The sequence below is a fragment of the Mycobacterium sp. NGS49 genome, from assembly GCF_059812565.1.
Genome location: NZ_JCALCX010000023.1, coordinates 45,357 through 59,668 on the forward strand (window position 1 = coordinate 45,357; position 14,312 = coordinate 59,668).

At 66.6% G+C, this 14,312-nt stretch carries 14 protein-coding genes; 9 read left to right on the forward strand and 5 right to left on the reverse strand.

Going from position 1 to position 14,312, the window contains the following annotated elements:
* Positions 1–26 precede the first annotated feature (26 nt).
* The 7 genes from AC5Y7D_RS22130 to AC5Y7D_RS22160 all read left to right on the forward strand — a co-directional run bounded on the left by AC5Y7D_RS22130 (position 27) and on the right by AC5Y7D_RS22160 (position 5,155).
* Entirely contained in the window at positions 27–872 is an 846-nt protein-coding gene (locus tag AC5Y7D_RS22130; RefSeq protein WP_499927721.1) for an alpha/beta fold hydrolase, read from the forward strand.
* 1 nt (position 873) lies between these two features.
* Positions 874–1,470 carry a chorismate mutase gene (locus AC5Y7D_RS22135; RefSeq protein ID WP_499927723.1) on the forward strand — a complete coding sequence of 199 codons (597 nt, stop codon included), beginning with the start codon at positions 874–876 and terminating at the stop codon, positions 1,468–1,470.
* Between the two features lie 107 nt (positions 1,471–1,577).
* Positions 1,578–1,994, forward strand: a complete 417-nt coding sequence (locus AC5Y7D_RS22140) for a transglycosylase family protein (protein ID WP_499927725.1) — start codon at positions 1,578–1,580, stop codon at positions 1,992–1,994.
* Positions 1,995–2,045: 51 nt separating this feature from the next.
* Positions 2,046–2,510, forward strand: coding sequence for an SRPBCC family protein (locus AC5Y7D_RS22145; protein WP_499927727.1), 465 nt, complete (start codon positions 2,046–2,048; stop codon positions 2,508–2,510).
* A gap of 23 nt (positions 2,511–2,533) precedes the next feature.
* On the forward strand, positions 2,534–3,364 hold the full coding sequence (locus AC5Y7D_RS22150; protein ID WP_499927729.1) for an SDR family oxidoreductase: 831 nt from the start codon (positions 2,534–2,536) through the stop codon (positions 3,362–3,364).
* Between the two features lie 7 nt (positions 3,365–3,371).
* Positions 3,372–3,794 carry a lipoprotein LpqH gene (locus tag AC5Y7D_RS22155; protein ID WP_499927801.1) on the forward strand — a complete coding sequence of 141 codons (423 nt, stop codon included), beginning with the start codon at positions 3,372–3,374 and terminating at the stop codon, positions 3,792–3,794.
* Between the two features lie 44 nt (positions 3,795–3,838).
* A complete protein-coding gene (locus AC5Y7D_RS22160) occupies positions 3,839–5,155 on the forward strand; it encodes a cytochrome P450 (RefSeq protein WP_499927731.1) in 1,317 nt (438 codons plus the stop codon).
* Position 5,156: 1 nt separating this feature from the next.
* Here the strand turns inward: AC5Y7D_RS22160 and AC5Y7D_RS22165 are convergent, their stop codons facing one another.
* The gene (locus tag AC5Y7D_RS22165; protein ID WP_499927802.1) at positions 5,157–7,016 is read right to left on the reverse strand and encodes a potassium transporter Kup; all 1,860 of its coding nucleotides are present in this window, start codon (positions 7,014–7,016) and stop codon (positions 5,157–5,159) included.
* Between the two features lie 194 nt (positions 7,017–7,210).
* Between AC5Y7D_RS22165 and AC5Y7D_RS22170 the strand changes: the two genes are divergently transcribed.
* Both AC5Y7D_RS22170 and AC5Y7D_RS22175 read left to right on the forward strand, forming a co-directional pair.
* Positions 7,211–7,663, forward strand: coding sequence for a nuclear transport factor 2 family protein (locus tag AC5Y7D_RS22170; protein WP_499927732.1), 453 nt, complete (start codon positions 7,211–7,213; stop codon positions 7,661–7,663).
* A gap of 36 nt (positions 7,664–7,699) precedes the next feature.
* The gene (locus AC5Y7D_RS22175) at positions 7,700–9,034 is read left to right on the forward strand and encodes a phenylacetate--CoA ligase family protein (protein WP_499927803.1); all 1,335 of its coding nucleotides are present in this window, start codon (positions 7,700–7,702) and stop codon (positions 9,032–9,034) included.
* Here the strand turns inward: AC5Y7D_RS22175 and AC5Y7D_RS22180 are convergent.
* From AC5Y7D_RS22180 to AC5Y7D_RS22195, 4 genes are all read right to left on the reverse strand, one after another.
* Complete coding sequence (locus tag AC5Y7D_RS22180) at positions 9,018–10,175, reverse strand: amidohydrolase family protein (protein ID WP_499927734.1); 1,158 nt, start codon at positions 10,173–10,175, stop codon at positions 9,018–9,020. The genes AC5Y7D_RS22175 and AC5Y7D_RS22180 overlap by 17 nt on opposite strands.
* On the reverse strand, positions 10,172–11,530 hold the full coding sequence (locus AC5Y7D_RS22185; RefSeq protein ID WP_499927735.1) for a type I glutamate--ammonia ligase: 1,359 nt from the start codon (positions 11,528–11,530) through the stop codon (positions 10,172–10,174). Before AC5Y7D_RS22185 ends, AC5Y7D_RS22180 begins: the two co-directional genes overlap by 4 nt.
* A 53-nt stretch (positions 11,531–11,583) precedes the next feature.
* Complete coding sequence (locus AC5Y7D_RS22190) at positions 11,584–12,078, reverse strand: carboxymuconolactone decarboxylase family protein (RefSeq protein WP_499927737.1); 495 nt, start codon at positions 12,076–12,078, stop codon at positions 11,584–11,586.
* A 143-nt stretch (positions 12,079–12,221) separates the two neighbouring features.
* Positions 12,222–14,288, reverse strand: a complete 2,067-nt coding sequence (locus tag AC5Y7D_RS22195; protein WP_499927739.1) for an MFS transporter — start codon at positions 14,286–14,288, stop codon at positions 12,222–12,224.
* Between the last annotated feature and the right edge of the window lie 24 nt (positions 14,289–14,312).

Sequence of the window (14,312 nt, forward strand, 5' to 3'; positions counted from 1 at the left end):
TTTGTAAGTTGGTTGAGGAGGTCGCCGTGCCCCATGTCGTTCTGAAGCAGGCCACGATTCCCTACCGGGTGTTGGGGCCGGAGAACTCGGCGCATCCCCCGGTGCTCTTTGTGCACGGCATCCTTGCCGACGAACGTCTCTGGGTTCCGGTGGCCGAAGGCCTCGCCGAATTGGGGTACCGGTGCATTCTGCCTACCTGGCCGCTGGGTTCGCACACCATCCCGGTCAACGAGGGTGCCGACCTGTCCCCGCGCGGAATCGCGGCCATGATCCACGACTTCATCGTGGCCCTGGACCTCACCGACGTGACGCTGCTGGGTAACGACACCGGCGGCGGACTGTGCCAGTTCCTCATCGACAGCCATCCTGACCGGATCGGCCGGCTGGTTCTCACCAACTGCGACGCCTTCGACAAGTTCCCGCCTTTCCCGTTCCCGCTGGTCTTCGCGCTGCTGCGGGGCCCCGTATCCATCAAGACGCTGTTCGCGATGATGAAGTGGGCCCCGCTGCGGCACTCCCCGATCGGCTACGGCCTGCTGCTGGCCCGGCCCGATGCGGAGCTGACGAAGTCTTGGACCATGCCCTGCCGCAACGACGCGCGCATCTGCCGCAACCTTGCCGAGCTGCTGCGCCATGTCGCGGTCACCGATCTGACCGACCTCTCGACCAGGTTCGCGCACTTCAGCAGGCCGGTGACGCTCGTCTGGGGAATGGGCGACCGCTGCTTCACGCCGTCGCTGGCCCGCCGGATGGCGGCGCTGTTCCCGAACGCGACCATGATCGAAGTGCCCGGTGCAAAAACTTTCGTCGCGCTGGACAACCCGGCCGCGGTGATCGACGCGATCGTCACGGTCGACGCGCGCCGGAGCTGACGTGGGCTCAGGTAGGTGCGGGCCGGGCCGGGCGTGCTGCACGGTCCTGATCGCCCTGGCGTCGGTGGTCGTCGGCGGGGCGCCGCAGTCCCGGGCCGACGGCGCCGGGCCACTCGACGCGCTGGTCGACGCGCTCGCCGAGCGGCTGGCGATCGCCGAGCCGGTGGCCGCGTACAAATGGCATTCCCACGGCGCGATCGAGGACCCGGTCCGCGTCGAGCAGGAACTCGCCACGTTGCGCGCGGATGCCGAGGCGACGGGCATCGACCCCGATTACGTTGCCCGGGTGTTCGCCGACCAGATCACCGCCACCGAGGCCATCGAGTACCGCCGGTTCGCGGACTGGAAGCTCGACTCGGCCGCGGTACCACCTGCGCCGGCGGACCTGGCCGCGTCACGGGCCGCCATCGACGCCTTGAACACTAAGATTTTATCTCACATTTCGCTTAACTGGGGTTTGCTGAACTCCCCCGGGTGCGCCCGGTCGCTGCGCACCGCCCGTGCTGACACGATACGGCTGCGCGCCTTGGACGACCTGTACTCACGTGCGCTTACCGCGGCGACCACCGCTTACTGCCAGGCTCGGCAACCGGCCTGAGACACCCGCGGCAACGGCGTTTGCGCCAATCTCAATGCAGTAGACGACTGATCTCATAAATTTCTCTTCTGGGTAACGCTTTGAACACGTCCGGCGAAATGCCGGTCATGACGAACCTCGCAAAGCCCCTCATCAAGTCCGCGATCACCGCCGGATTCATCGCGACCGGCATGTCGTTGTCCACCGGCACCGCCGAAGCCGACACCATGAACTGGGAAGCCGTCGCGGAATGCGAGTCGGGCGGCAACTGGGCCGCCAACACGGGGAATGGTGCATACGGCGGTCTGCAGTTCAAGCAGGCCACCTGGGAGGAGTTCGGCGGGGTCGGAAACCCGGCGAAAGCCTCCAAGCAGCAACAAATCGCCGTCGCGAACCGGGTTCTGGCCGGCCAGGGACCGGGCGCGTGGCCGAAGTGCGCCAGCGCCGGCGGCATGGGCCCCGGGATCGCCGCAGTGCCCAAACCCGGTCAGACGCTGACCCAGACCATCACGCAGATCATCGGGTTGTTCACCCCCAAACAGTGATTATCGGCGGGCCGGCGCGATTCGTTACATGGAACGTGATTGGATCCTCCTATGGAGGGTTCAGCAACAGTTCACATGGCGGCGCCGGCGGACAAGATCTGGGAATTAATTGCCGATATTCGAAATACCGGACGCTTCTCACCGGAGACCTTCGAGGCCGAGTGGTTGGGTGGGGCGACCGGTCCGGAGCTCGGAGCGCGCTTTCGCGGCCACGTCCGCCGCAACGAGGTCGGGCCGGTGTACTGGACCACCTGCGAGGTGACAGCCTGCGAACCCGGTCGCGAGTTCGGGTTTGCTGTCTTGGTGGGCGACCGGGTGGTGAACAACTGGCACTACCGCTTGGAGCCGGCCGGGCCGGATGGGCAGTCCACGGATGTGACCGAGTCTTTTCGGCTCGCACCGTCCCCGTTCAACCACGTCTACCTGGTGTTGGGAGGCTTCTTACGTAAACGTCGCAACATACGAGACATGACGAAGACGCTGCACCGCATCAAGGATGTGGTCGAAGCAGGCTGAGGGGCTGGGCGGAGACCAGATCGATGAGGACGATATTCATCACCGGTGCGGGCAGCGGGATGGGCCGGGAAGGCGTCAAGCTTTTCCACGCCAAGGGCTGGCGAGTCGGGGCTGTTGACCGCAACGACGACGGACTGGCCGCGCTCAGTGTGGAGCTGGGCGCCGGGCTGTGGACCCGCGTCGTCGACGTCACCGACAAAGCGGCACTGGATGCGGCATTGGCCGACTTCTGTGCCGGCAACGTCGGTGGCGGACTCGACATGATGTGGAACAACGCCGGGATCGGTGAGGGCGGTTGGTTCGAGGACGTGCCGTACGAGGCCGCCATGCGAGTCGTCGACGTGAACTTCAAGGCCGTGCTGACGGGCGCCTACGGGGCACTCCCCTACCTGAAGAAGGCGCCGGGCAGCCTGATGTTCTCGACGTCGTCGTCCTCGGGCACCTACGGCATGCCGCGCATCGCCGTTTATTCGGCGACCAAGCACGCGGTCAAGGGACTGACCGAAGCGCTGAGTGTCGAATGGCAGCGCCACGGTGTGCGGGTCGCGGACGTGCTGCCCGGGCTGATCGATACCGCCATACTCACCGCCACGCCGCAGCATTCCGACGGGTCGGAGGTCCAGATCTCCCGGGACGACCTGCGTGCGGCGGCGCCCAAGCGGGGCATGTTTCGGTTGCTGCCGGCTTCCAGCGTCGCCGAGGTGGCCTGGCAGGCCTACCAGCACCCGACCCGCCTGCACTGGTACGTGCCGGCCAGCATTCGCTGGATCGATCGGCTCAAGGGCATCAGCCCCGAGTTCGTTCGAAGTCGCATCGTGAAAGCCCTGCCCAGGCTTGACCCGAAGCAGCCATAATGTGCTGGTGCAGAACCGGATGGTCGCAGCGGCAGGAATCGCACTCGCAGTAACCGGCGTCGTATCCGGTTGCGGCGGGGCCCAGATCATGCCCCGTAAGGCCGCGCAGGTGACCATCGACGGTGCCGCGCACACGACACGTCCGCCGGCGTGCAGCCAGATCGAGGCCTACCGGACCATCGACATCCGGGAGCGGGACGGCCACGTGCAGGCGGTGATGTTGATCAGCGGCGACCGGGTCATCCCGCAGTTCGTCAAGATCCGCAACGTCGACGGGTTCACCGGCAGCTATTACGAGGGCGGGGTGGGCAACGCACGCGTCGTCGTCGACAAGAACGCCTACACCATCACCGGCAGCGCATCGGGCATCAACAACGACAACCCGAACAAGGTCGTGACAACAGACTTCAAGATCAGGGCCGAGTGCTGAACGCCTTACCCTGGCGGACATAACACTCGACCGATGGAGCAACCGTGAAAGACAGACTGCACTGGTTCGCGATGCACGGTGTGATCCGCGGCATCGCGAAAGGCGGGGTCCGGCGGGGCGACCTGCAGGCCCGGTTGATCGCCGATCCCGCTGTCGCCGACAACCCGGTGCCCTTCTACGACGAGGTCCGACGCCGCGGGCCCCTGGTGCGTAGCCGGGCGAACCTGATAACGGTCGACCACCGCATCGCCCATGATCTGCTGCGATCGGACGACTTTCACGTCGTCACGTTCGGTGACAGCCTGCCGAAACCGTTGCGCTGGCTGGAGGCGCACACCCGCGACGACAAACTGCATCCGATGCGGCCGCCCTCCCTGCTGGCAGTCGAACCCCCCGATCACACGCGCTACCGCAAGACCGTCTCGGCCGTGTTCACCTCGCGGGCAGTGGCCGCGCTGCGCGACCGGGTCCAGCAGGCGGCGGACGAGTTGCTCGACCGGCTGGTCGACCGGTCCGGCGCAGTCGACATCGTCGGGCGATATTGCTCCCAGCTGCCGATCACCATCATCAGCGAGATCCTCGGTGTCCCCGAGTACGACCGGCGGCGCGTCCTGGAGTTCGGCGAGTTGGCCGCGCCGAGTCTGGACATCGGGCTGCCCTGGCACCAGTACCTCCGCGTGCAGCGAGGTGTCGCGGGATTCAACGCGTGGCTGGTTCAGCACTTGCGCCAATTGCAGCGCAACCCGGGTGACGACCTGATGAGCCAGTTGATCCAGACCGCACAAAGCGGTGACGCGGAGAACTATCTCGACGACTCCGAGTTGCAGGCCGTTGCCGGCCTGGTGCTGGTGGCCGGCTTCGAGACAACGGTCAATCTGCTGGGCAACGGAATCCGGATGCTGTTGGACCATCCCGACGGGCTGAAGAAGCTGCGGGAGCGACCGGAGCTGTGGCCTAACGCCGTGGAGGAGATCCTGCGGCTCGACTCGCCGGTGCAACTGACGGCACGGGTAGCCAGCCATGACCTCGAGGTGGCGGGGATGCCGATCTACCGAGACGAGGTGGTGGTGATCTACCTGGCCGCCGCCAATCGCGACCCGTCGGTGTTCACTGACCCGCACCGCTTTGACATCGAAAGACCTAATGCCGGAAAGCATCTCGCTTTCTCCACGGGCCGCCACTTCTGCCTGGGAGCCGCGCTGGCGCGGGCCGAGGGCGAAGTGGGGCTGCGCACGTTCTTCGACCGCTTCCCCGAGGTGCAGGCCGCGGGTGCCGGAAGCCGGCGCAGCACCCGGGTGTTACGCGGCTGGTCCACGCTTCCGGTGCAGCTCGGCCCGGCCCGGTCGATGGCCACCCAGTAGCTCACACCTCGATCCGTGAACCCATCACCACGGTGCGCTCCGGCGGCAGCCCGAAGTACTGCGCGGCGTCCGCCGTGGTGTACGAGGTGGCGATGAACAGGCGTTTGCGCCAGCCTGCCATGGTGGGCGCCGAGCCTTTGACCAGTTCGAGCTTGGACAGGAAATAGGACGCGTCGTCGAGGGCGATCGGACCCTCGGTCTGGCCGGGTTCGAGCAGACGCAGGGCGGCGGGGATATTCGGCGTCTCCATGTAGCCGAAGTGGGCGGTCACGTGAATGATGCCGTCCTTGGCGTAGCCGAGAGCGTCGACGTCGATGCGCTCCGCCTCGGGCACCCGCGGCACCGGCAAGGTGTCGACCGCCATGATGACCACCTGCTCGTGCAGCACATGGTTATGTTCGACGTTGGCCCGCATCGCCAGCGGCGTGGTCTCTTTTCCGCGGTTCATGAAGATTGCCGTTCCCGGTACCCGGGTGAAGGGCTGCGCCCGGTGGGCGAGGCCGTCGACGAACGCGCGCAACGAGCCTTCGGCCTGCTCCCTTGTGCCGGTGACGATCTCGCGACCGCGCTGCCAGGTGGTCATCACGGTGAACGCGATCACCGCGATCAGCAGCGGCAGCCAGGCCCCGTGCACCAATTTGGTCAGGTTGGCCGCCAGGAACATCAGATCGACCGACAACAGAGCCGCGCCGCCGCCGACGATGAGCCACCGCGGCACCGACCATCTGATGCGGGCGACGTACAGAAACAGCAGCGTGGTGATGGTGATGGTGCCGGTGACCGCCATGCCGAAGGCAAACGCCAGCGCGGCAGAACTGCGGAAGGCGAAGACCAGCGTGAGGACGGACACCAGCAACAGGCCGTTGATCCACGGAACGTAGATCTGACCGATCGTCGACTCCGACGTGTGGGCGATCCGCAGTCGCGGCAGGTAACCGAGTTGCGCCGCCTGTGACGCCACCGAGAAAGCCCCGGTGATGACGGCCTGCGATGCGATCACCGTTGCCGCGGTGGCCAGTAGCACCATCGGCAGGCGCCCCCAGTCCGGGACGAGCAGAAAGAACGGCGCGCTGGCCGCCTTGGAGTCTTTGAGCAACAGCGCCCCTTGGCCGAGGTAGCTCAACGCGCTCCCGGGCAACACGAGCAACAACCACCCCGACGTGATCGCCCGCCGGCCGAAGTGACCCATGTCCGCGTAAATCGCCTCGGCGCCGGTAACCGACAGGACGACGGCCGCGAGCGAGAAGAAAGCGAAGTGAAAGTGGCCCACCATGAACTTGACCGCATAGACCGGTGAGAGCGCCTTGAGGATTTCCGGGTTGTCCGCGATTGCCGTCAGTCCGCAGGCGCCGATCGCCGTGAACCAGGCGATCATGACCGGGCCGAAGAACCGTCCTACCGCGCCGGTGCCGTGCCGCTGCACGGAGAACAACATCACGATGATCACCGCGGTGAGCGGCACGATCCACGAATCCATCCGGGGTGCGATGACCTTGATTCCCTCCACGGCAGACAGCACCGAAATCGCCGGTGTGATCATGCTGTCGCCGAAGAACAGCGCGGCACCGAAGAGCCCCAGCCCGGCAAGGGCAATCGCGGTGCGGCGGCCGCCGTATCGTCCCAGCAGCGTGATGAGCGCCATGATGCCGCCCTCGCCGTGGTTGTCCGCGCGCAGCACCAAGCTGACGTAGGTGAACGTCACGATGATCATCACCGACCAGAAAATCAGCGACACAACGCCGTACACGTTTTCGGTGCTGATGGGGACGGGGTGCGGGTCGTCAGGGTTGAACACCGTCTGAATGGTGTAGATGGGGCTGGTGCCGATGTCGCCGAAGACGACACCCAGTGCGCCCACCATGGTGCCCAGCGCCGCGACCGGTCCGCGCCTCTTGGTGCCCCTGACAGGCTCGGAATTTGTCTGCACGGCAACGGTCCTCGCTAGCGGTCGCGGTCTGGCGCACTGATCCTACTGCGCGGTAGGTCAGCGCAGGCGCAGTGTGCGCAGCGGCGCTGCGGTTGACACCCGCGCGGCGGCCGAGTTTATTGACGGGTATGCCAGAAGCGATCGCAGCCGAAGATGTCGTGACCGGGATGTGGCAAGCGCTTTCGCGGCGCGACTGGGATGGCGTGCAGGCTTTTCTGTCCGAGGACTGCCTCTATGTCGACATGCCGGTCCCGGCGGTGTCGGCTCGTGGTCCGCAGCACATCGTGACGCGGCTCAAGATCGGCCTCGCCGAGCTGGCGGACTATGAGAATCACGACGGCGTGCTGTTGTCCAACGGATCCGATGTCATGTATGAGCACTCCGAGACCTGGACCTTCAAGACCGGCGAGCAGGGGAAGCTGAGATTCGTCACGGTGCACCGGGTGGTCGACGGGAAGATCACGGTCTGGAAGGACTATTGGGACTTCAACAGCCTGGCGGCGTTTGCTCCCCCGCAACACTTCGAGAATCTGGCCGGCGGCGACACGTCCTGGATCTTCGACGCCAGCGCCCTGGTGTAGACGCTGTTGCCGATCCCGCACGCGGCCTACGAGGCAATGCGCGCAGCGCATTTGGCGGCAGTGCAGGCCGCGCTGGAAGACCACATCGCACGCCTGGACTGGCCGCGACATCGGATCGAGCGTTATCAGACCTACCGATTGCGCGCGTTACTCGCTTACGCCAAGGAGCGCTCGTCCTTCCATGCGCGGCGACTGGCGGCGCTCGATCCGTCCCGTTGCACCGTCGCCGACCTGGCGTCGATTCCGGTGATGACCAAACGGGACGCCCAGCAGAACTGGGACGCCATCACCACCACCCCCGGCCTGGACCGGGCCGGGGCCGAACGAGTTCTCGCTGAGCAGCAGTGGTTTTCGTATGTGGGATCGCAACAGGTGTTCAGCTCCGGCGGCTCCAGCGGGGTGCGCGGGGTCTACCTGTGGGATTGGGATTTCTTCATCTCGGCGGCCTGCCTGGCCTGGCGGGCCCAGGCCCGCGAAGAGCGCCGTGCGCCAACCGGTTCCGCGCGGTTGGCCGTGCTGTCGGCCGGTGTCCCACCGCACGCCAGCACCCCGCTGTTCGATGTGCCGACCACCCCCGGGATGCAGACCGTCGTCATCTCGGTAGGTGCACCCTTCGACGAGGTGCTGGCGTCGGTGGCGGCCGCTGAACCCACGCATCTGGTGGGCTACCCGAGCGTGATCGGGCGCCTGGCCCGCGCGGTGACCGCCGGTCAACTGGACATAGCCCCGGTACGGGTGAGCACCAACTCTGAGCCGCTGCTCGACGAAGACCGGCGGGCGATCGTCGAAGCCTGGCGACCGATGATCCACAATCTTTGGGGTTCAACGGAAATCGGCGTACAAGCCGTGGGCTGTGGCCGTGGTGCGGGCCTGCACGTGTGCGAGGACGAAGTGGTACTCGAGCGGGTCGACGCCGACGGGATGCCGGTGGGTCCCGACGAGCCCGCGGCGCGGACGCTTGCCACCGGGCTGGCCAACCGCTCCTTTCCGTTCATCCGCTATGACCTCGGTGATCAGGTGCTGGCAGTTGACGGCGCATGCGCATGCGGTAGCGCGTTCGCGCGAATCGCCGATATCGCCGGCCGCCGCGACGACGACTTTCAGTACGACAACGTCACGGTGCCCGCACTGGCCTTTCGCCACGTGCTGGGAAGCGATTCGCACGTCACGGAGTACCAGGTCGTCCAGACCGCGACCGGAGCCGACATCGCCGTGGTCGGCGCACCCGATACCGGGACGCTCACCGACGCCCTGACCGCTGCCCTGCAACGTTATGGGTTGGCCCGGCCCGCCATCCGGATCCGGTTGACCGAGAGCCTGGAGCGTCATCGGGGCAGCGGGAAACTGCGCCGGTTCATCCCGCTGCGGTAATCGGGCCACGAGGGTCGCCGCTGGCCAAGCGGTAGATGCGCGCCGCGTTGTGGTGAGCGATCAGGTCCACCACCCGGATGGCGTCGGTTTCGCTCCAGTCGCCGGCCTGCACGAAGCCGCGCAGGACCCGATGAATCCCGTTGCGCCACAGGGCTGCTCCGAGGAAATGCAGTTCGGGTGGCCCGAAACCGTCTGACGAGTACAGGATCTTGCGGAACGGAGCCAATTCCAGCAACCGGGCGATGAACGCCGGCGCCCGGGCGCCGAGATGGTTCACGGCCAGTCCGCCGTCGAGGTAGACGTTGTTGAAGGCCTGGGCCAGGTAACCGGCCTCGCGTTCGTAGGGGTAACAGTGCAGCAACACAATCGGGGTGTCTCCGGAACTGCGCAGAAAATCGAGCAGATAGAGCGGATTCGCCTTGTGCAAGTCACAATCCCGGTCGCCGAAACCGACGTGGAACTGCAGCGGTTTACCGAGTCGCAGCGCCTGGTACAACCCGAATCGCAGCAGCACCCGGTCGCGCAATCGGACGCCACCCTCGTCGCGCCAGCGCTGCGCGGCGGCTCTGACCTGGGTCGCCGGCGGCTCACTCAGGTCGCCGTCGAAGCCCCCCCGGTAGGCCAGAATCGACTTGGTGCCGACGGCGGCGGCGGCGCGACGGGTCAGGATCTCTTCGAATGCGGACGCGTAGTCACCGCCGGCCTGCGCGGCCTCCTCGGCGACCTGCTCGAGACGCACCACTTCGTAGGCGCGGCGACCGGACAGTTCGCCGAGTTCGGCGACACCTGTCACACCTTCGGCGAATCCGGTGTCGACGAGCCAGTTGCTCACTCCCGCGGCCGGCAGGAACAGCCGCGCCAGTTCGTTCTCGCTGAACCGGCTACGGCGCTCCCAATAGGATTGCGGGTCAACATGTCTGGGAAGGTCCAGGATGGCGGCGCAGTGGTTGCGCACCGCGAAGCCCAGTTGGGTGTCGAAGCCGGAATCGAAGTTGGCAAGGGGCTGCGTATTGGCCTCATTGAGTGCGTTCTCGAAACGACGCCGGTCCCCGGCCCGCAGCCAGCAGCCGTGCACGTGCTGGTCGATCAACGGCACGTGCCGAATGTGCTCCTCCAGCGCGGAATCTGCCTGCGCGGTCATAGGCTCCAGGCCATCCGGAACTTGTCTGCGAGTGCCTCGGGTTCGAGGTCTGCGTAGCGGTCGTGCTCCATCCGGCGCACCGCCGTCACCATGTCCACCACCGGATCGCCCAGCAACCGCCGCATCAGTGCCGACTCATCAAGTGCGGCAATGGCTTTGACCTGTTCGCCGGGTAGCATCCGGGTCCCGGCGGCGGACCGCTCCGCTTCGGACAGCTGCGCGGGGTCTATCGTCGTTTCCGGCGGCAGCGTCGCTTCGTCACTGATGCCGTCAAGTGCCAGCGCCAGAATCGCCGCCGACGCCAGGTAGGGGTTGGCGGAGGGATCGACGATTTTCACTTCGACGTTGGCGCCGTGCGGACTGCCGGGACCACCCTCGACGAAGCGTACTGCGGCTTCGCGGTTCTCGATCCCCCAACAGGCATAGGCGCCGGCCCAGTTGCCGGGGCGCATCCGCAGGCCGGACACGATCGAACCGCACAGGATTGCCTGCGCCTGCGGGAGCCCGCGCAATACCCCGGCCACGGCGGCCTGCCCTGCCGCGGTCATTCCGCCCGGCCCGGTGCCGCCGGAGAACAGCGACTGCTCCGACCCCCGCTCGGTAAGCGAAAAATGTTGATGGGCACCGGAACCCACGCTGCCGGCAAACGGTACGGGCGACAAGCTGATCCGCATCCCGTTGCGGCGGGCGGCGCGGCCGATGATGATCCGCATCAGCACCAGCTGGTCGGCCGCGGCCACCGGCGGCTGCGGCGCCAGCGAGAGCTCGAACTGGTTGGGGCCGTACTCGGGATGGAACTGCTCGATCACCACGCCGGCCGACGTTGCGCCGGCGATGACATCGCGGACGAACGTTTCGTGTTCGAGGACCCCGGCCAGCCCGTATTGCGCCCACAGCGTCGCGGGTAAGCGCCCACCGTCGGGACCCACCAGCAGGAACTCGATCTCGTGGCCCACCAGGGCCGCGATGCCGGCGTCGGCCAGTGCGCCCTCGATCCGGCCGAGTGTCCCCCGGCTGCACACCGGCACCGGGTCGCCGTCCTGTTCAAAGAAGCCGGCGGGCGCCCATGCCAGACCGTCACCGATGAGGCGCAACGCCGACAGGTCGATGCGCAGGCGCTGATCGCCCACCACGCCGACGTCGTCGGTGAAGGCGATGCCGGTTTGATCGATGGCGAAGGCGTGCCACGACGGGCTCGCACCCAGCCCCGGATCGGCGAAGGTATTGGTGCGCCGGATCGGCACGGTCTTGGCATGGGTGAGCCCGGCGGGGTTCACCACGGTGCCGATGACGGTGTCGACGCCCTCGGCCTCGAGCTGGGCGATGGCGGCGGCGGCGAGCGGAGTGGCATCCATGGCGGCCATTCTTCCGGCCCTGGTCCCGGCCTGAGCCTGCCGCCTCGTCGCGGTCAGGCCCGGCTTGGCAAGGTCAGCTTGCACGCCTGACCGATGTCCAGGGTGCGCAGCACTCGCCCCATGCCCACCCATAACGCGCACGAGATCGCCAGATCGGCCAGCAACTCGTCGGAGAAGTGTTCAGCGGCCCGGTTCCAGAAGTCCTCGTCGTCGCGCAGCGCGGTGTGGTCGGTGGAGAAGCGGTGCGCGAACTCTGCGGCCAGCCGTTCCTGCTCGCTGTATCCCGGCCAGGTCCGCCACTCGGTCGCGTGGTCGTAGAGCTCTTCGTCGACGCCGGCGGCCGGCCCGTCGGCGTCACGGGTGTTGGCGCACACGATGCATTCGTTGTTGTCGGCGATCACCGCGCGCGCGATCTCGCGGGTGCGCAACGGCAGCCGGTTGCTGGTGTACACAGCCCGGCTGAAGTTGGCCATCGCGCCACCGAGTTCAGGGGATTTCAACACCCAGCCGGCCACGTCGTCGTCAGCGAAAGTTCCGATTCGGCTCATGGCGAGATGGTACGCCCGGGCCACCGGCGTGCGGCGCAGACTCAGCCGGCGCTCTCGGCGCTTAGCCGTCGCGCGGATTCCGGCGGCTGGCCGCTGCGGTTCGGGCGGCTGATCAGCTGTGTGAGTAACCGCCCTCCGCCGATTCAACCGGCCAGCGCGCGCGGCTCCGCCAGCTCATCGAGGTCTTGGTACCAGTCGCGCTGCACCAGGACACCATCGGTGACGCGCTGTAGAGCGGCGTTGAACTCCTCGTGGCCGGGCTGATCGGCGAATTCCGCGGAGATGGCGAGGTGGTCGGTCAACCACCGGCGGATCAGCGCACCGAGGGAGTCGACTTGGCGCTGGCCGGCCGGGGTGAGCGAAAGCCGGTCGCCGTCGCGGCTTGCGTATCCGGTCTGGACCAGGCGGTCGAAGACGGGCTCGAGGACCTGTGGGGGTACGTGCAGGTGCTTGGCGATATCGGTGAGCAGTGCCGTCTCGAAGAACCGCTCGTATTGGCAGATGCGCAGTACCCCCCACAATCCGGCCACGTCGAGCTCACAACCCGGTTGCTTGGCGAGATCGTCCAATCGCACCTTCGGCGCCTCGGCGAGCAGGTGGCCCACCGCAATTTCCAGGACATCCTCGGGTGATTTGGTTCTGGGTACGGCGAACCCGTCACCGAGGCAGCCCGGGCTGTCGTGAATATCGTTGAGCGGGGACTCACTCAGAAACAGCGCGAAGACGAATCCGGCCAGGGCGACGAACGCGGCGCAGAGAAACACCTCACCCAGCGACCCGGCATAAGCCCGGACTATGGGAGCGGCGACCTCCTGCGGGAGACGGTGCAGAGCGGTTGGAGAATTCGCGGCATCGGCGGGTACACCGCCGGCCGCCAATGCCGAACCGATTCGCCTACTCAAGAAGTTCGCGAACAGCGCGCCGAAGATCGCGGCGCCGAATGAGCCGCCGGCAACGCGGAAGAAGGTCACACCCGAGGTGGCCACGCCGAGGTCTTCGAACCGCGAGGTGTTCTGCACTATCAGGATCAGCACCTGCATGGAGAAGCCGATGCCGGCTCCCAGCACGACCAGGTAGAACGCCTGCACCGGCCACGGCGTCGACTCGTCCATGCGTGCCATCAGCAGAAATCCGACGGCCATCAGCGCGGTTCCTGCCAGCGGGAAGATCTTGTATCTGCCCGTTCGGCCGACCAGAATGCCCGCTGCCAACGAGGTGGTCAGCAGGCCCAGCACCATGGGCAGCGTCCGCAGACCCGACGCCGTGGCCGAGACGCCGTTGACATAGCGCAGATACATGGGCACGAAGGTCAGGGCGCCGAGCATGGCGAAACCGACGAGCAACGACAAGACGGCGCACACGGCGAAAACCGGGCTGCGAAACAGCCGAGGCGGCAGGATGCCCGCTGCGGCCCGGGTCTCCACCCACACGAAGACGGCCAGTGTGGCGGCAGCGCCGGTGAACAGCCCGATGATCTGCCCCGAGCCCCAGGCGTAGGTCGTCCCGCCCCAACTCGTGGCCATGATCAACGCGGTCATGGCCAGCGCAATCAGCAGTATCCCGAGATAGTCGATGGCCGGCTTGGGGCGGCGCGGTAACGCGGGGATGGCGGTGGCAGTGACCGCGAGGACGGCTATCGAGAGCGGCACGTTGATCCAGAACGACCACCGCCAGTTCAGGTAGTCGGTGAAAAGGCCACCGAACAGCGGCCCGGCCACGGTGGTCACGCCGAACACCGCGCCCAGAATGCCCTGATAGCGGCCCCGGTCGCGGACCGGGAAAACCTCACCGACCAGCGCGGCGGCGGTGACCGAGATCGCGCCGGCTCCGATGCCCTGCAGCGCGCGGCATATTGACAGCATGGTCATGGAGTCCGCAGACGCACACAGCACCGAGCCGGCCAGGAAGAGCGCAACAGAGCTTCCCAGCACCTGTTTGCGGCCCAGCAGGTCACCGAGCTTGCCCGCTACCGGGACAACGACGAGTCCGCCGAGGAAGTAGGCTGCGACGACCCACGACTGGTGAGCGGCGTCGCCCACGTCTTCGACGATGCTCGGCAATGCGGGCACCACGATGGTCTGGTCCATCGCAGCGACCAACACGGCGAACATCAGCGCCGAGAAGATGACGTTGCGGCGTACCGGACTGATGGATGTGCACGGGGACTGGGTACCGGCGGACGTGTTCGCCGGTGCGGTCGGGCTCTGCATGATGAGCTCCCGTATCTCGGAGCC